This window comes from Parabacteroides sp. HGS0025, from assembly GCF_000969845.1.
Taxonomy (GTDB): Bacteria; Bacteroidota; Bacteroidia; order Bacteroidales; family Tannerellaceae; genus Parabacteroides; species Parabacteroides gordonii.
Genome location: NZ_KQ033902.1, coordinates 4,200,336 through 4,218,899, shown reverse-complemented (window position 1 = coordinate 4,218,899; position 18,564 = coordinate 4,200,336). Strand labels below are relative to the sequence as shown.

Here is an 18,564-nt window from a genome sequence, read left to right as displayed (position 1 = left end):
CAGGCTCCCTAGAAAATCCGCTAAGCATATTCATAGAGTACCCGTACCGTAAACGGACACACGTAGTTGGGTTGAGAATACTGAGGCGCTCGAGTGATTCACGGTTAAGGAACTAGGCAAATTGACCCTGTAACTTCGGGATAAAGGGTCCCACTGTAACAGGTGGGCGCAGAGAATAGGTCCAGGCAACTGTTTAACAAAAACACATGGCTGTGCAAAATAGAAATATGAGGTATACAGCCTGACACCTGCCCGGTGCTGGAAGGTTAAGAGGAGATGTCATCGCAAGAGAAGCATTGAATTGAAGCCCCAGTAAACGGCGGCCGTAACTATAACGGTCCTAAGGTAGCGAAATTCCTTGTCGGGTAAGTTCCGACCTGCACGAATGGTGTAATGATCTGGACACTGTCTCAACCGTGAGCTCGGTGAAATTGTAGTATCGGTGAAGATGCCGATTACCCGCGATGGGACGAAAAGACCCCGTGAACCTTTACTATAGCTTTACATTGAATTTGGGCAACTAATGTGTAGGATAGGCCGGAGACTTTGAAGCAGGCACGCCAGTGTTTGTGGAGTCGCCGTTGAAATACGGCCCTTTGGTTGTTTGAGTTCTAACTCGCTAAGCGAGGACACTGTATGGTGGGTAGTTTGACTGGGGTGGTCGCCTCCAAAAGAGTAACGGAGGCTTCTAAAGGTACCCTCAGACCGATTGGTAACCGGTCGTAGAGTGTAATGGCATAAGGGTGCTTGACTGGGAGAGAGACAACTCGATCAGGTAGGAAACTAGAGCATAGTGATCCGGTGGTTCCGCATGGAAGGGCCATCGCTCAAAGGATAAAAGGTACTCCGGGGATAACAGGCTGATCGCTCCCAAGAGCTCATATCGACGGAGCGGTTTGGCACCTCGATGTCGGCTCGTCACATCCTGGGGCTGGAGAAGGTCCCAAGGGTTGGGCTGTTCGCCCATTAAAGTGGCACGCGAGCTGGGTTCAGAACGTCGTGAGACAGTTCGGTCTCTATCTATCGTGGGCGTAGGATATTTGCGAGGCTCTGACACTAGTACGAGAGGACCGTGTTGGACAGACCACTGGTTTACCGGTTGTACCGCCAGGTGCACCGCCGGGTAGCTAAGTCTGGATTGGATAAGTGCTGAAAGCATCTAAGTACGAAGCCAGCCTCAAGATTAGATATCCCCATGAGGGTCGTCGTAGACTACGACGTTGATAGGCTACAGGTGTAAGGGCAGTAATGTCGAAGCCGAGTAGTACTAATAGCCCGAGACTTTCTATTTCCGGTAGGAAGGATTGATATATCAGCAGATGGCAAGTAGCAATACAGGCCATAAAGCAAAGGTTACGTTAAAGTAACGTTGTCCTAGGTCAAACATCTTAAAGATATTAAGGTGGTTATAGCGTTGGGGATCCACCTCTTCCCATTCCGAACAGAGAAGTTAAGCCCAACCACGTCGATGGTACTGCGTAAAAGTGGGAGAGTAGATAGCCGCCGTTTTAGAGTCAAGAACTCAAAACAAGGAAAAGGGATCAATCGTAAGGTTGATCCCTTTTTGCATTTATAGCTATTTGTAAATACATTATTTGTATTTGGTTTATATTTGTTTTGTGGATTATATAACACTTGTCTGTGGAATAATTCCACAACACTCATTTTTGAAAAAGAAGCTGTTCTATTTAACTGTTTATTTATTTGGTTAATATTTAGCTGTATAGCGTTTTTTAACAGTCAGTATTGAACAATGGTACGGTTATTTCATTCTTAAGATATAGAGATAGAAGAATAGGTTATTTAAATGTCATTTATAGATATTAGAGAATGGTAGGAGAAAGATTGATGAAAGGAGGGCTGATCTTAATTGCCCTTTTAATGTTGGTAACAGGATGTCGGAAGAAAGAAGAGCCCTTGCGCCCTCTTGTTATAGTAGATAAGCCAAAGAAAGAAGATGTGCAGATCTTTGGTGAATATGTAGGTCGAATCCGCGCAGCAAGCTATGTAGAGATACATGCACGTGTTGAAGGTTATCTGGAAAGAATGCTCTTTTTGGAAGGGAAAGAGGTTAAACAGAACGAGCCTCTTTTTATAATAAACTCCGCACTTTATAAAGCACGTGTAGAAAAAGCAAAAGCACAACTGAAAAAGAATGAAGCCCAGGCTGCGAAAGCCAAAAGGGATGTGGAACGTTTACAACCCTTATATGAACAACATGCCGCCAGTCAGCTGGATCTTGATAACGCATTAGCATCTCTGGATGATTCGGAAGCTAATATTGCTATGAGTAAAGCTGATCTTGATCAGGCTCAACTGGAATTAGGATATACGACAGTTACCTCACCGATTGCGGGATATATCAGTGAACGTTTTGTCGATGTCGGTGCTCTGGTGGGGCCCGGTGTCAATTCAAAACTGGCTGCTGTTGTAAAAAGCGATACGGTATTGGTAGACTTTAAAATGACGGCATTGGATTATCTGCGTGCTGAACGTCGTAATATCAAGTTCGGTGAACAGGATACAACCCGTTCCTGGCAACCGACCGTCACTGTAACCCTTGCCGATAATTCTGAATATCCGGTAAAGGGTATTGTTGATTTCGCTGACCCGATCGTAGACCCACAAACCGGAACTTTCGGTGTACGTGCAGAATTAGCTAATCCGAATCAAAAATTACTTCCCGGACAGTTTACCCGCGTGAAACTATTATTAGATGTGCGTGAACATGCAATCGTTGTTCCCCGGAAAGCCATCTCCATTGAACAGGGCGGTGTCTTTATTTATATTATCCGTCGTGACAATGTAGCGGAGAAACGTTTTGTACAGACTGGGCCGGAAATAGGAAACAGCATTGTTATCGAGCGTGGTCTTGGTGAAAATGAATCTGTCGTTGTAGAAGGCTATCATAAGTTAGTTCCCGGTATGTTGGTACGTCCGGTTCAGGCCGGTGATGATAAGGCAGTCGAAGCATATAGAGAGGAGGCAGGCGAATGAAACCGGGATTCTTTATAGACCGTCCCGTATTCTCGACTGTACTTTCTTTATTAATTGTTATCGTCGGGATTATTGGATTGATGTTGTTGCCGGTGGATCAGTATCCGCAGATCACGCCGCCGGTCGTGAAGATCAGTGCCTCTTATCCGGGTGCCAGTGCGTTGACGGTGTCGCAGGCTGTAGCTACGCCGATCGAGCAGGAATTAAACGGTACTCCGGGTATGATCTATATGCAGAGTAGCAGTAGTAATTCGGGAGGTTTGACCATTACGGTCACTTTCGATGTGTCGGCAGATGCTGACCTGGCTGCTGTAGAAATACAGAATCGTGTGAAACTGGCAGAATCGCGTCTTCCGTCCGATGTCGTACAGAACGGTATCACGGTGGAGAAGCAATCCGCCAGCCAGTTGATGACATTAAGTCTGAGTTCGGATGATCCGCGCTTTGATGAGATTTACCTGAGTAACTTTGCTACGATCAATGTGCTCGATGTCCTTCGCCGTATTCCGGGAGTAGGACGTGTATCGAACATCGGTAGCCGTTATTATGGTATGCAGATATGGGTATATCCGGATCGTCTTGCCAATATGGGACTGACGGTAAAAGATATACAGAATGCCTTGAAAGAGCAGAATAGTGAATCGGCAGCCGGAGAGTTGGGAAAACAACCGGTTATTGATGTCGATGTCACCATACCTATTACAGCCCGTGGCCGTCTTTCGACAGTGAAAGAGTTTGAAGATATTGTCGTTCGTGCTAACCAAGACGGTTCTATCGTCCGTTTGCGTGACGTGGCCCGTATTTCATTGGAAGCCTCTTCCTATTCTACTGAAAGTGGGATAAACGGAGAGAACGCTGCGATCCTCGGTATTTATATGTTGCCGGGAGCTAATGCGCTGGAAGTTGCCACCAATGTAAAGGAAGCGATGAAAGAAATCAGCCAGAACTTCCCGGAAGGATTGGAGTATAAGTTTCCGTTCGATATGACGGAATATATTTCACAATCGATCCATGAGGTTTATAAGACTTTGTTTGAAGCCTTGTTCCTGGTAGTATTGGTAGTGTTCCTGTCATTGCAGAACTGGCGTGCCGCTTTGATCCCGACTATTGCCGTTCCCATTTCTCTGATCGGTACATTCGGATTCATGTTGATCATGGGATTCTCCTTGAATATGCTGACCTTGCTGGGATTGATCCTGGCTATCGGTATCGTGGTGGATGATGCTATTGTTGTCGTTGAAAATGTGGAGCGTGTTATGCATGAAGAAAAGCTGACACCCCGTGAAGCCACCCATAAGGCCATGCGTGAATTGACCGGCGCTTTGATCGCAACATCAATGGTACTGGCTGCCGTATTCGTTCCTGTAAGTTTCCTGAGCGGGATTACCGGTGCGTTATATCGCCAGTTCTCTATAACGATTGTTGTTTCCGTATTGCTTTCAACAGTAGTCGCTTTGACCTTGAGTCCTGCTATGTGTGCCTTGATCTTGCGTCCGACCACCGGAAAGAAGAATTTCGTGTTCCGTAAAATCAATATCTGGCTGCATAAGGGAAATAATGAATATATCCATTTGTTGTCAAAGGCTATTGGAAATCCTAAGCGGATACTGGCGGGCTTCGGTATGGTGCTGGTTTTCATCTTTGTACTGAACCGTTTTATTCCGACCAGTTTTATCCCTGAAGAAGACCAGGGCTTTTTCACCGTGGAGTTAGTAATGCCCGAAGGAGCAACCCTTGAACGTACACGTAAGGTGACCGACCGTGCCATCGAGTTTTTGGAGAAACAACCGGCTGTAGCCTATGTGCAAAACGTAACCGGTAGCAGTACTCGTGTAGGAACATCACAAAGCCGTTCTACTCTTACCGTTATTCTGAAACCCTGGGAAGAACGTAAATCTTCCGGCATGGGAGTTGAAGATGTAATGGAAGTTGCCCGTAAGGAGTTTGAGTATTATCCTGAGATATTGGCTTATCTGAACCGTCCGCCTGTGATTCCCGGTCTGGGAGAAAGCGGTGGTCTGGAAATGCAGTTGGAAGCCCGTGGGGAAGCCAGCTGGGAAAATCTGGTAAGTGCAACCGATACCTTCATGCTGTATGCATCGAAAGCACCGGAACTGACCGGTGTATCTTCTGCTTTGCAACCGCAGATCCCTCAGTTATATTTTGATGTGGATCGCGACCGCGCTAAATTCCTGGGTATTCCGCTGACCGATATCTTTTCGACGATGAAAGCTTATCTGGGATCCGTCTATGTGAACGACTTCAATATGTTCAACCGTATATATAAGGTATATATCCAGGCGGAAGCACCTTACCGTGCCACTCCTGAAAGCTTGGGCTTATTCTTTGTAAGAGCACAGAATGGTTCGATGGTTCCCTTGACCGCGTTAGGTACGACAAGTTATACAACCGGGCCCGGTACGATCAAGAAGTTCAATATGTTCTCTACGGCTGCGATCAGTGCCGTGGCTGCTCCCGGATACAGTTCCGGAGAAGCGATGGCTGCTATGCAACAGATCGCCCGCGAACATCTGCCGGATAATATCGGTGTGGAATGGAGCGGATTGTCTTATCAGGAAAAGAAAGCCGGAGGGCAGACCGGTATGGTGCTTGCACTTGTTTTCCTGTTCGTCTTCCTATTCCTGGCAGCACAGTATGAAAGCTGGATTGTACCGATTGCCGTATTGCTGTCGTTACCGGTTGCTGCCCTGGGAGCTTATCTGGGGATTTGGGCTACCGGATTACATAACGATATCTATTTCCAGATCGGGCTTGTCACCCTGATAGGCTTGGCGGCAAAGAATGCGATTTTGATCGTGGAGTTTGCCAAGGTACAGGTGGATGCGGGTGTCGACGTCATAAAAGCGGCCATTCATGCAGCCCAGATGCGTTTCCGTCCCATTTTGATGACTTCCCTGGCTTTTGTACTGGGTATGCTTCCAATGGTGTTGGCCAGCGGGCCGGGTTCGGCTTCCCGTCATAGTCTCGGAACCGGAGTCTTCTTTGGTATGCTGGTGGTTATTACCGTGGGGATTGTGCTGGTACCGTTCTTCTTTGTCTTTATCTATAAAGTAAAGAAGGTATTGAAACTGGAACGCGTTAGCCGGATCATTCCGAAGGAGAAAATTCTCCGGAAGAGAAAGCTGTTCCTTTTTATTGCGGTTGTGACGGTTGCGTTGGTGTCGCTCTCTTCCTGTAAGCTGGGAGAGAAGTATGCCCGTCCGGATCTGGATCTTCCGGCTCAGTTTGAGGGCGAATCGGATACTCTTTCCGTGGAGAACATTCCCTGGGAAAGTTTGTATGCCGATACCACTTTGCAACGGCTGATAACAACGGCTCTGGAAAATAATAAAGATATGAAGATTGCAGCAGCCAAGATCAAAGAGATGATAGCCGCCAAACGTATCACTTTTGCCGAACAGTTCCCCGAAATCGGAGCACGTATATACGGACAGAAGGAGCGTTTAAATTATGGCGGTGATAATCCGAAGCCCGATCCTGAATATGGAGCAAAGCTGACTCTCTCGTGGGAACTCGACCTATGGGGAAACCTGCGTTGGGCAAATGAAGCCGGCATCGCAGCTTACCTGCAATCGGTAGAGGCCCAGCGTGGCCTTCAACTGACTTTAGTCGCTGAAGTAGCTGCTGCTTATTATGAATTATGTGCCCTCGACCGGCAGTTGAATATCGTCCGTCAGACGTTGGAAGCCCGTCGTGAAGGTGTTCGTCTGGCTAAACTTCGCTTTGAAGGCGGGTTGACTTCCGAGACTTCTTACAACCAGGCATTAGTGGAATTGGCCCGTACGGAAACACTTGTCCCGTCATTGGAACGTCAGGTCAGGATAAAAGAAAATGATATATCCCTCTTGTTGGGCGAATATCCCGGCTATATTCCCCGTGGATTATCTCTTGGACAACAGCGCTTGCCCGATGCCTTACCGGTAGGATTGCCGTCCGCTTTGCTGGAACGCCGTCCCGATATGCGGCAGGCCGAATTGAAGTTGCGTGAAGCTAATGCCAAGGTGGGAGTAGCCTATACCGACCTGTTCCCCAAGATCAGTCTGACCGGCAACTTCGGACTGGAAAGCGAAGAACTGGGCGACCTGCTGAAAAGCCCGGCCTGGTTCCTGGCAGGCGACCTGCTTCAACCGCTTTTTGCTATGGGTAAGAATAAAGCGAAACTGAAAGCATCCAAAGCCCGTTACGAACAGGAAGTGTACAGCTACCAGAAAAGTGTGATCGGTGCCTTTAAAGAGGTGAATGATGCGATCATAACTATCCGCAAAGCGAAAGAGATCCGTTTTGCACAGGAAAGGCTGGAAGCCGCTTCCGGCAAGTATCTGAAACTGGCGGAACTGCAATACATCAACGGAGTAACTAATTATATCGATGTATTGGATGCCCAGCGTGGATATCTGGATGCCCAGATCAGCTTGAACAATGCTGTACTAAATGAATTACTGGCGGTTGTTTATCTGTATAAAGCTCTGGGAGGAGGATATGAAAGTAATTGATTAGTCCTTATGTACCTTATCCCCGCGCTCGACAGGGAGCCGCAAAAAAAGCAGGCCGTATCTTATAGTAATAGGATACGGCCTGTATCTTTATGATCCCGTATCAGGGTTGGGGATCTTCCTCGATATTACCTTGTGTCGTATCACCTTTTCCCCAATCGGAAACGGTAACATCACCCAGGGCTACACCTTCACCGGACAGACGGAGCTTCAGCGTGGTGTTCTTACCTTGCTGCAGGTTTATGGCATCTGTCGGCTGATAAGTAAAGGTCTTATCGTTAACTGAGATAACGATAATAATACCGTCTGTTTTCTTGATTGCCTGTTCCGGTAGAACTGCACTATAAACCGTACCGTTTTGCAGTGGCTTGATTTCAGCTTTATCAGAACCGTCAGCAGCTGTTGTTGCCGGGGTTACTTCGGAACTTGAGTAAGCTACCGTATAATCAGGTACAGCACCTTTGATCGTAACCGAGTTGATAGTGGCACCATCTATCGCTTTGGCGTTGACCTCGATAGTCAGCTTAGCCAGTACGTGCTTCATGTCGATGTCAAGAGCGGTGTATTTTGTCGCATCGCCGGCTTTTGCTATCTCTTTATAGGCAACCAGCAAGTCGGATTTTTTATAACCGGCAGTTGAGCTTTGATCGGTTTCCACTTTTGTAGCAGTTGTCGGAGCTATAACGGGAGCGGTTGCGTAGAACGGGAGATTACCTGAGGCTGCGGAATGTAAATCACTCCACTTCATTTTAGTTGTCCCCAAATCCCAGATCGTACCATCGTAGCGGAAATCGGCAAATTGGTTGGCAGTAGTGCTTCCGGCCGTGTTGTAATACAGATACAATTTGTCGCCATCTTCCCCGTAGGCACTGCCGGCTCTGGTGATTACTTCGCCGCTTACGCTGGGGGCAATGGTTACATACTGGCTACTGATTGCAGGCACCGGATCGTCTTCGTTACTGCATGAGGTGAATAAGAGGGCGCTTAACGCCAATGCGGCTGTGCCGCTTACTAAACTTCTTGTTTTCATACTGTTTAATATTATTGTACTAGTGAATAATTTGTTTTGTATATCTATGGCCAGAGTTATTTGTCGAGAGATATATTACCGTCTGCCAAAACTTCATTCCAATTTGTCACTTTCACATCCCCGAGTTCGAGCACTGTCCCGTTAACGGTAAGTGTCAGGATGGTGTTTTTGCCGTTGGCAAGTGTGGTTGCACTAGTTGGGGCATACGTATATACAAGGTCTTCCGTGCTACCCGGATTACCAATCGTGATCGTTGTTTTTACCTTTGCCGCTGCGCTACTGATATCCTGTGCCGGAAGGATCACGGAATAAACATAGACCTTTCCGTTGCTTTCTGTACTTTCAGTGTGTGGGGTAAAGGTTGCATTTCTTTCTGAGCCGGTTGTTATCTTTGCCGGTGAATCTCCGGACAGTGTTCCTGTGTAAGCTACCGTATACTCCTTTATTGCATCTTTAACAGAAACGCTAATTTGGTTAATGGAAGCAGAAACTACTCCCGTATTCACCTTTACCGTCAATTTGGCAAGCATATGCTTGAATATAAGGGGCACTTTTGCCTGCCTGGCCACCTCGCTGTAAGCCATCAACAGGTCGGCATTGGCGAAGTTTGGCTCGCTGCTTTGGTCTGTCTCGACTGAGCCTGTTGTTACACCGGCGGGGTCTTTAGGAGAGACGGCGAAGAACGGATATTTGCCGGATACTGCTACAAGATCGTCCCAGAAGATACGATCCCCGGCATTTAAAAGCTCGTCGGCAGCATTCCAACTAGCACCATTATACGTGTAAATTCCTTTTTCGCCGGTAGTGGTATTGCCACCGTTTTTGTAATACATGTAAATCTTCGTATCTGATGCCGGCTTGTAATCCGGCTCCGCTTTGGTCGTCACCTCTCCGGTGATCGTGGCGGAGATACCTACCGGTTGCTTTTCCGGGGGGAAAACTTCGGTTTCCTCCCCAACACAGGCTGTCAATGCTGCCAGACAGCAGCTAAGAGACAGGGCTACGTTTGTGAGTTGTTTTGTTTTCATGAGGATATTGTTTTAATTGTTTGTATTCTATTTACTTATTTGTTTGTGAATAACCGCTTACCAGCCTTCCCCGTCAGGGTCGAGGGTAATATCGTAGATGATATCTTCCCAGTCGCTTTGCGTTACCTGTATGCGAAGAATATTCGGATCGGGCGGAGTCGGATCGGGGCCCGGGCTGGGGTCCGGGTCGGGACTCGGGTTCGGATTTGGGTCGGGACTCGGATCGGGATTCGGTGAAGGATCGGGATCTGGGCTCGGGTCAGGGTCAGGGGTTGGATCGGGCTCCGGGTCTATACCGGGATCGGGGTTCTTCGGCACATCTATCTGTATTTCGATGGAGACACCCGTTTGCAGTAAGCCTTCCGGCAGGTATTCGTTCAAGGAGATATTTAACGGGGCGCGGTCGGGAATCTCTATCGTCAGTGTCAGGGAAGGTGTATTTCCTTCGATACCGGGTAGGGTATAGAGGTAACCGCCCAGCCCGTCGTTCTGCATGGCAAAAGGTTGCGGCAGCGTGTCGCCATACTCGATGAATCTCTCGTCGGGCAGGCTCCATACGGCTTGCGCCGGGTTACCGTGTAAGGTGATAGAGGTTGCGACTGCTTTTGCTTTTATTTCGGTAGCGGTGGCAGTGGCAGTGCCGGTACTGTCTATCATGTTCATATTGACGTATAGCCTTGTCAGGCGATGCGACAGGACGATGTTGGCTTCGGGCTGTCCGGCATGAAGTCCGACGGTGCGCTCGGCCGTCATCAGGGGGCGTCCGGTGGCTGTCTGCTCGCGGGTGTCGACGGATAGAAGTAAGCGGTCGAGTTGGAAAGCAGGTGATGCCGGGCGGTAAACCATCAGGTCTACCAGGCTGCTGTCGGACGGGAGAAAAGCGCTGTCGGCTGCCGAAACAGGGATGAAGCAGGTTGCCTTATCCGTTGCATCCGCCTTTTCGGGGAAGACGTAGCGGAACAGGGCGGTATCGCCCAAGGCTGTGCGGGCAGCGGGTTCAGCCAGTACCAGGTGCAGGGTGTCGGTAGGCGACCAGGGTTCGGGATTGTCGCCGGCAGGACGTGCCTGAAGGCGCAGGGCCACCCTTTGCGCAGCGCCGGGCTCAACCGGTGTCGGCGGGTTCGGCGGGAGGGGCGGCTCCGGTTCGGGATCGTCTTTACTGCATGCCGCAAGCGCCAACGACAGCAGTGCGACGATGGCGGCTGACGGTAATGCCCTGAAAGCTGCGAATAGGTGATGTTTCAATATCGGTATGTTTACTTTCAACATGTATGTGTTATATTAAATCGTTTACGAATCAATTTTAATATACCCTATTCGTTCTTTGAGATATTGGAAATGTTGTTTGAATCAGGTTGTTTTCATTTCCAATATGTCAAAGAGCGGAGGGAGGCTAGTTTAGTATTGGTTCCTCCGGTTCCCCCGGTTTTATTGTCGGGCCTGTTATTGTAGGAGTGGGGGATGCTTCAAAATGGAATTTGGGTTCAATAAGTGAATAGTATAAAGGAACATTAAGTTCGGTTATAACTGTTTTGTTACTAAGATCTTCCAATTTGTTTATAGCTACACTATTCGCCCCCTCACTTTCTGAAGAAGAACGGCCGAATACATCATAGTAATAGCAATACCGATAATTACTCGTAGGGGTTATGCACCCCAAATACCCACTCCTATTGACTTTTATCTTATAAACTACACAACCTTGACAGATATCATCACCTTCTGTCATCCCAGAGATACCGCCCAATAACTCTGCATCTTCGTCTGTAAAAGTAAAATCATGGACTATACAGCCCATTACACGGTAGCTCCCTTCTGACCGACCAACTATACCTCCTACAGCTATTGGTGCGGTTAGGATAGGCATCTCATCAGGTGCAAATGTGCATGCATAAATATTTCCCTGACCATTATGACAGGCTCCAACTATGCCACCAGCAAACTCATATGCACTAATCTCGACCTTCCCTTTAACGTGGCAATCAATAACAGACCCTCCAGATAAAGAGCCTACAAAAGCTCCGCTACTTCCATTGTAACCGGATATAACACTAACCCCATTTATAGTCAATCCTTTTATGCTGTATGGTTCGTATAGGAATGCGTAAAATCCTCCTCCTCCACCTTCTGAAATAGTTCTCAGATTGTAAATTGTATGGCCGTTTCCATTAAAACCAAATCCCTCATCACCGTTACCGGTGAACGGTATCCATTCTTCATTATTCAAGTCGATGTCTGTATATAAATTAAGGACACGGTCCGAATCCAGCCATTTCGTTATATCTTGCCTGTTCCTGTAGGCCTCCACAAACTGATCCCAATCATTTCTGGAAAAAATACCCGGCTTTCGGGGGACATTGTCAGGGTGGAGTACTATGGTTGTCTTGGCATCCATCGTCATTTGCTCGATGCTGATCGTCAAAGAGGTTTCGCTACCGATGTTGACGGTGAAGAAGTAGCAGTTTCCGTTTTCAATCGTTATTGCCTTTGCGCCGGAAGCGATCGGCAATTGCTGACCGTTCGGTAAGGTAATCGTAAAGAGGCTAGCGGTCGACGGCTGAATTGTGGTGGGGGCAACCCGCATAAAGTAGTCGGTGGTGAGATCGCTGGCTTTGATTTCTTTGACTGTCTTTTTATCGGTATTTTTTATCGCTGCTGGCGATGAACTGCCGGCCTTGAGAACCGGCATAACCCCTGACGTATCCCAGTCATTGTTAGCTGATGCGGTACCGATACCATTCAGCTTGCTGCTAATCTTGTAGGTACCTGCCCTTTCCGTATCTTTACCGAGCACTACGCGTACGCCGATGCAGGCATAGAGCGGAGAAAGAGCGACATTCGATATATTGCCGTTACTGACCGCTATGTTGCTTTCGCTACAGGCTACCGGTGTATTTTCGTCGAGCCAACCGTATATGGTAAGCGGTGTCAAGGTGAGATCGCCTGTAACCTCCCAGGTGTTATCTGCGTCTTGGGGGGCGAATGTGATAGAGGGCGACGTTGTCACCCGGTATGTCTTTGCGGTTGTCGCATACCCTCCCGCCGTAGCGTTCAAAGCTATTTTCACTTCTGTATTTGTGGTGCGGGTAGTAACGTCTCCGGCTAGAACCGGACAGGTTGCCGAGATACTGAGGGGCACTGTTTGCGAGATTTCGTGCTCTTCTTCCGCGCAGCCACACAAGATGCCGGCCAGTGCCAGCATACCGGTGATGCCTTTGTTGAATAAACGATCTATTTTCATTTGAGATGTATTTTGTTGACTTGTGATTATGGTTTGAGTTCGTCGGAAACGTCTACACCGGTAAAATTATTGACCGTTATGCCGGTTATCGTAAGGTTAAGCAATGCGTCCAACTCAACGGTGAGCGTGAGCCGCTTACCGATTGCCGTTAAACCATTATTGTTGGTGTAGATAATGGTCGCTGTTTTCCCTCTTAGTGCCTGTGGGGTACCGTTGCCATTTCCTAATGTCAGGGTTCCCAGAGTAATGTCCTTGCCTGTGGGTACCGAGTTCGGCGGGAGAATTGCCCGGAAAGTGGCTCCCTTATGGTATGTCTTGACGGTATGGCTTCCACCTGCTGCTATATCGAACCCGATAGCAGCATCGGCCATTGCAGTTTCGAACATATCGTTCCATCCCTTGCCCTCTGTAATATTGATTACCATATCGGTATGCTGATGGGTCAGACTACCGCTAATCGTGACAACGTCGAGCGATCCGGTGCCGGTCATATAGTCGGCTTCGCGGTATTTACTTTCTGTCGTTTGATCCTCGGTAATTTCGCACTGGCCAAAAGTAAATGAAACGCCGTTAGTCGCCACCATTCCAAGTTTTTCTTTGGTGAAAGATGCATTCCCGCAAGTCCATTTCCCTTCGGCGGTACGTGTATAAACGGCGGTCTGGCTATTCGCCTCAACAGTCAACTTGTCGCCTTCTTTCCATACCCATTCGTTTGTTTCGCCGGAACGCGTGTCGATCTCTCCGATACGGAGAATGTTTTCTCCGGTATCGGTATTTTCCGCTATTTCGTTCGTGCAACTTACTGCTAGCAGAATAATGGCCGGTAAATAGAATAGTTTCATGAATTATCTTTGTTTAAGGTATTTCCCATACGGGATATGGGTATATCAGGCGTACGTTTATAATATGGTTGGGAGTCAGAGTGAAACTATAGTTGGAATTCTCGGAGTCGAAATATTCGAGACGTACCTCTCCTTGACGATCTGAACGCTCCAATGTTACACCATGTACTATAAAATCTTCCAGCCCATCCCCCCTAAAAAAAGTTTCGAGACAGTTGTTGATAATAGGAAATGGACCAAGAGCTCTACGATTTGTAATAAGCGTTGCATTTGTAAAGGTTACATATACAGGTCCATTGAGATCCTCCCCTATCGGATCACCGGGATCTATTATATCAAATTCTATCTTTAAGCAAGAATATAAATCAGGACGCTTGAAGTTGAAACTGCAAGTATATGTTTTGGTTGATTCGTTATAGACAGGAATAGCATCTTCTGCCAGCAAGTAGTCGGTATTGCCGAAACTATCGTATTCCAATTTGGTTCCATATTCTGCAGAAATGGTATAATCGGTGTTAGGACGGAGCATTAGTGATGCGCCGCCCTCCTTTTTCCAGGAGCCGTCGGCTTGCAGGATAACGAGAGACGGACGCTCACCGGAAACGTACAGCGTTAATTCATCCCCCACTCTGAATTTCGTTCTGACGATATCCGGAAGTTCTGTCGTTTCGGCTTTGCTCATAGGGCTTACTTCTAGCTTTTCGATGCTGCCGATGTTGATTTCCAGGGGTATCCATTCCTCGTTCATGACTTCCGGTTCCGCCTCGCTGCTGCATGCCGTCAGCGCCGACAGGAATAGCAGACAGGCAGCGATGCAAATGCAGGCTGCCCGATTGTATGTATGATGCTTGTTTATCTTCATCATGTGAATTGATTTTACCTCTTTAGCTTTTTTGTTTGGAAACTTTTTTTTGACGACGATCGTCAACGAGAGGTGACGGAGGTCGTCAACGCTCATTGACGGGAGCCGTCAACCCGGGTTGACGACCTCCGTCAAAGGGAGCGGTGCGTTTTATTCGATTACCGGGCGGTCGTCTTCTCCGCTTCCGCCTCCGTTTCCAACGGTCAATACGTAGGGGAAACGGTTGCGGCGCACCTCTTTTACTAATGTCTTGCTGTTGGTTCCTGCCTGGGTGGCTATTTCCAGATAGTAGGAGCCATCGGCCAGTTGCGGAATGATGAAAGAGAAATTAGACGGTTCATTGCGTGAAAGGGCCGTCATGGGAACGACAGTTTCGGTATTGTCGGTTGTATTAATAAAGGAATAACCGACAGTTTTGCCCTCTTCGCCGATGATGCGCAGGCGCTTGCCTTTGCCGTTAAGGCTACCGCCCGGCGTGATGTGGGCATTCACTTCGCCTGTCACTACATCGGTTACGGTGCTGATGGTAGGCAGGCCTTCGGCTACCTGTCCGACAATCACGTCCATATCAGCCAGTTCTTTTTTGAATACGGATCGCGGAATGCAGCGTAAGGTAACGCTGTTGACGAGAGGGTTATAGAGTGGAGCCGGCCCGATAAAGGGGCCGTCTACGCCCAGCGAGTTGTTGGTGAAACCAAATTCTACCGTTGCAGCGTTAAATACTTCTGCTTTGGCTACTTCTTCCAGGTCTTTGTAGGCACTCTCAAGCTCGGATGCCGTGAATTTACTGCTGTTGGCGGCTAATCGGCAAAGATCTTTGATGGTACGGTTGGCTGTGTAAGTAACATTGAAGGTGTAATCATCTTCACGTTCTGTTAGCATGTTGGCTACCAGGTTACCGGTAATGCTGTGTTTTTTAGGTTCTTCTATTGCCATATTGAATTGATTTTACCATAGTTCTTAATGGACTATGGTGATTGTTAATCTTATAAATGACTATGTATTAGTATATTATATGTGTAATGTAGTTAAATATATCTGCTGTTTTTGAGAGGAGCTAAAATAAGAAAAGAGAGATAAGGCTTTGTTTATCAATTATTATTCCTATATTTGCGGCTGTTAATAAATGCATAGTCCATTAAGAACTATTATCTAAATAGTGTATCTCTTTTTCTCAATGGGATTATCTTGTTGCGGAATCTTTTCAATTGAATGTTGCGTTATACTATTATTTTCTTGTCGGGTAAACGTTTTTAAATCGTATATTTTGCTTAAGTTTGTACTTCTGAAAAATAAATAGAGAGGAATCACAATGCCATTAAATTTACAAAAGAATTTACCCGCTATTGAACTTCTTAAGAAGGAACACATCTTCGTGATGGACTCGTTGCGGGCTTCGGAACAGGATATCCGCCCTTTGCGCGTGGTGGTGTTGAACCTGATGCCGCTGAAGATCACAACAGAGACAGACCTGATCCGTCTGCTGAGTAATACTCCTTTGCAGGTAGAGCTCGACTTTATGAAGATAAAGGGACATACCCCGAAGAATACCCCGATCGAACATATGCAGGAGTTTTATAAGGACTTCGATGATATAGAAAAGGATTATTATGACGGTATGATTATCACCGGTGCCCCGGTGGAGCAGATGCCTTTCGAAGAGGTCAGCTACTGGGATGAAGTGACGACTATCTTTAACTGGGCCCGTACGCATGTAACCTCTACATTATATATATGTTGGGCGGCTCAGGCCGGTCTGTATCATTTCTATGGCGTGCCTAAGTATGATTTGCCTGCGAAGATGTTCGGCGTGTTCCGTCATACGTTGCGCGAGCCTTACCTGCCGATATTCCGCGGGTTCGATGATGAGTTTTATGTGCCGCACAGCCGTCATACGGAAATCCGCCGCGAAGATATCCGCAAGGTGCCCGAGCTGACGCTGCTTTCTGAAAGTGAGGAATCGGGTGTTTATATGGCGATGTCGCGTGGTGGGCGTGAGTTCTATATCACAGGGCATTCGGAGTATTCGCCTTATACATTGAGCGATGAATATATCCGCGATATAAATAAAGGGCTTCCTATTTCTGTCCCTCATAACTATTATCGTAACAATGACCCGGCACAAGGCCCGGTAGTTCGTTGGCGCGGCCATGCGAACCTACTGTTTACGAACTGGCTGAACTATTACGTTTACCAGGAAACACCGTTCAATATCGAGGATATAAAGAATCTGGGTAGTCTGTAAATATCGCTACCGAAAGGAGCTGACGAAACTATTAAATAAAGAGTATATATGGCAAAGAAAATACCTTACGGATTGACGGATTATGTATTAGTAATGACTGATAATTATTACTATGTAGATAAAACGCAGTATATTGATCTGTTGGAGCAGACCGGACGTTTCCTGTTTCTGATCCGTCCGCGCCGTTTCGGGAAGTCGTTGTTCCTGAATATGCTTAACTGCTATTACGATGTGAAATATGCCGCCCGTTTTGAGGAACTGTTCGGCAATCAATACATCGGCAAGCATCCGACTGCTGAACAGGGTAAATACCTGGTTTTACGTTTTAATTTCAGCATGGTAAGGGCTACGGACGATAAACTGGAAGCTGCCTTCAACCGGCATATCAGTTTGGAAACAGCGTATTTTGCCAGTGTATATGCTTCTTATTTTAAACCTGATTTCCAGGAACAGCTAAAATTGATTCCGGAGGCTGCCGGACGTCTGGAATATATTTGCTTGTGTGCCAAAGAACAAGGACTGTCTATCTACTTGCTGATCGACGAATACGATAATTTTACCAATACGATATTATCCTCTAAAGGAAATGATGTGTATCATTCTTTGACGCACGATTCAGGTTTCTATCGCTCATTCTTTAATGTGGTAAAAGGTGTTACCACCGGAGCGGAAGCCCCAGTGAAACGAATGTTCATTACCGGTGTGTCGCCCGTTACGCTGGATGATGTGACGAGTGGTTTCAATATCGGGACGAATATAACGACAAATGAACAGTTTAATTCGATGGTCGGTTTCAGCGAATCGGAACTGCATGAGATGTTATCTTATTACCAATCGGAAGGTATGCTGGCCGATTCTATCGATGATATTGTCCGGATGATGAAACCCTGGTACGATAATTACTGTTTTGCCAAAGAATGTATCGGGCAGACGATGTATAATTCGGATATGGTGCTCTATTTCCTGAATAATTATTTACAGAGGAAACGTCCGCCTTCCGAAATGGTCGACCGTAATATCCGGACGGATTATAGCAAATTGCGCCACTTTATCCGTATCGACAGGATGCAGGAAGAAGGTTGTTCGGTCATTACAAAGTTGATCGATACCGGCGAAGTGAACGGAAACGTGATAAAAGACAGTTTTCCTGCAGAGAACCTGGCCGATCCGGGTAACTTTACCTCGCTGCTTTACTATTTCGGCTTGCTGACTTACGACCGGATGGAATATGGCGAAACGATCATGAAAGTACCTAACCTGGCCGTCCGCGAACAGATTTACAGTTATCTGGTGGAAGCGATGAAAGAACGCGAGTCGGTTGTTTTTCCTTTTATGGACCTGTCCGACCGGATGCGGCGTATGGCTTATTTCGGGGAATGGGAAGCAGCTTTGGACTTTTTTGCCCGTCAGGTTGATAAGAAAGCGGTTCTTCGTGATACGATCTATCAGGAGTCGACCATTAAAACACTGATGGTTGCTTATATGGGGTTGACGGATTACTTTATTATCTGGCCTGAGTTTGAGGCAGGCCGTGGTTTCTCCGATCTTTACCTGATGCCCAACCTGGCAAACTATCCGGATATGCAATATTCCTATCTGGTAGAGTTGAAATTCCTGAAACGGGATGATACGACAACCGATGTGGAAGCCTTATTGCAGGAAGCCGAAAAACAATTGCACCGTTACGCCGCAGACGAAAAGATACTCAGCAGCACCGGTAACACCCGTTTACGCCTGCTAGCCGCTGTTTACCGTGGCTGGCAACCGGAGGTGATGCGCGAATTTGTTTTGTGAGTTGTACTTTT

At 47.2% G+C, this 18,564-nt stretch carries 11 protein-coding genes, 1 rRNA gene and 2 other annotated features; of the genes, 5 read left to right on the top strand and 7 right to left on the bottom strand.

Translation table 11 applies throughout. The features are described from left to right. Positions 1-88 precede the first annotated feature (88 nt). Positions 89-425 (top strand) — a sequence feature (23S ribosomal RNA rRNA prediction is too short). Between the two features lie 9 nt (positions 426-434). Next, positions 435-1,279, top strand: a sequence feature (23S ribosomal RNA rRNA prediction is too short). A gap of 119 nt (positions 1,280-1,398) precedes the next feature. The 3 genes from rrf (at position 1,399) to HMPREF1212_RS16360 (ending at position 7,511) form a co-directional block, all read left to right on the top strand. Beyond that, a 5S ribosomal RNA gene (rrf, locus tag HMPREF1212_RS16370) occupies positions 1,399-1,509 on the top strand. Between the two features lie 321 nt (positions 1,510-1,830). Beyond that, on the top strand, positions 1,831-2,997 hold the full coding sequence (locus HMPREF1212_RS16365) for an efflux RND transporter periplasmic adaptor subunit (protein ID WP_028728829.1): 1,167 nt from the start codon (positions 1,831-1,833) through the stop codon (positions 2,995-2,997). Then, a complete protein-coding gene (locus HMPREF1212_RS16360; protein WP_082099902.1) occupies positions 2,994-7,511 on the top strand; it encodes a multidrug efflux RND transporter permease subunit in 4,518 nt (1,505 codons plus the stop codon). The genes HMPREF1212_RS16365 and HMPREF1212_RS16360 overlap by 4 nt, the downstream gene beginning before the upstream one ends. A gap of 103 nt (positions 7,512-7,614) precedes the next feature. Here HMPREF1212_RS16360 and HMPREF1212_RS16355 read toward each other — a convergent pair whose 3' ends face one another. The 7 genes from HMPREF1212_RS16355 to HMPREF1212_RS16325 form a co-directional block, all read right to left on the bottom strand. Next, on the bottom strand, positions 7,615-8,541 hold the full coding sequence (locus HMPREF1212_RS16355; RefSeq protein ID WP_046150054.1) for a fimbrillin family protein: 927 nt from the start codon (positions 8,539-8,541) through the stop codon (positions 7,615-7,617). A 56-nt stretch (positions 8,542-8,597) separates the two neighbouring features. Then, positions 8,598-9,569: a fimbrillin family protein gene (locus HMPREF1212_RS16350; protein WP_046150053.1), complete on the bottom strand. Its 972-nt coding sequence runs from the start codon at positions 9,567-9,569 to the stop codon at positions 8,598-8,600. A 57-nt stretch (positions 9,570-9,626) separates the two neighbouring features. Then, complete coding sequence (locus tag HMPREF1212_RS27205) at positions 9,627-10,814, bottom strand: fimbrillin family protein (protein WP_198293272.1); 1,188 nt, start codon at positions 10,812-10,814, stop codon at positions 9,627-9,629. Positions 10,815-10,962: 148 nt separating this feature from the next. Continuing rightward, complete coding sequence (locus tag HMPREF1212_RS16340) at positions 10,963-12,810, bottom strand: hypothetical protein (RefSeq protein WP_046150051.1); 1,848 nt, start codon at positions 12,808-12,810, stop codon at positions 10,963-10,965. A 26-nt stretch (positions 12,811-12,836) separates the two neighbouring features. Then, entirely contained in the window at positions 12,837-13,652 is an 816-nt protein-coding gene (locus tag HMPREF1212_RS16335) for a hypothetical protein (protein WP_046150050.1), read from the bottom strand. A 13-nt stretch (positions 13,653-13,665) separates the two neighbouring features. After that, a complete protein-coding gene (locus HMPREF1212_RS26370; RefSeq protein WP_052725018.1) occupies positions 13,666-14,517 on the bottom strand; it encodes a hypothetical protein in 852 nt (283 codons plus the stop codon). A gap of 147 nt (positions 14,518-14,664) precedes the next feature. Continuing rightward, positions 14,665-15,450 (bottom strand): DUF4469 domain-containing protein, encoded by a 786-nt coding sequence (locus HMPREF1212_RS16325; protein WP_028728833.1) that lies wholly within the window; start codon positions 15,448-15,450, stop codon positions 14,665-14,667. 376 nt (positions 15,451-15,826) lie between these two features. Between HMPREF1212_RS16325 and metA the strand changes: the two genes are divergently transcribed. Together metA and HMPREF1212_RS16315 are read left to right on the top strand one after the other, a co-directional pair. After that, on the top strand, positions 15,827-16,759 hold the full coding sequence (gene metA / locus HMPREF1212_RS16320) for a homoserine O-acetyltransferase MetA (RefSeq protein WP_028728834.1): 933 nt from the start codon (positions 15,827-15,829) through the stop codon (positions 16,757-16,759). 48 nt (positions 16,760-16,807) lie between these two features. After that, a complete protein-coding gene (locus tag HMPREF1212_RS16315; protein WP_046150049.1) occupies positions 16,808-18,553 on the top strand; it encodes an ATP-binding protein in 1,746 nt (581 codons plus the stop codon). Positions 18,554-18,564 lie beyond the last annotated feature (11 nt).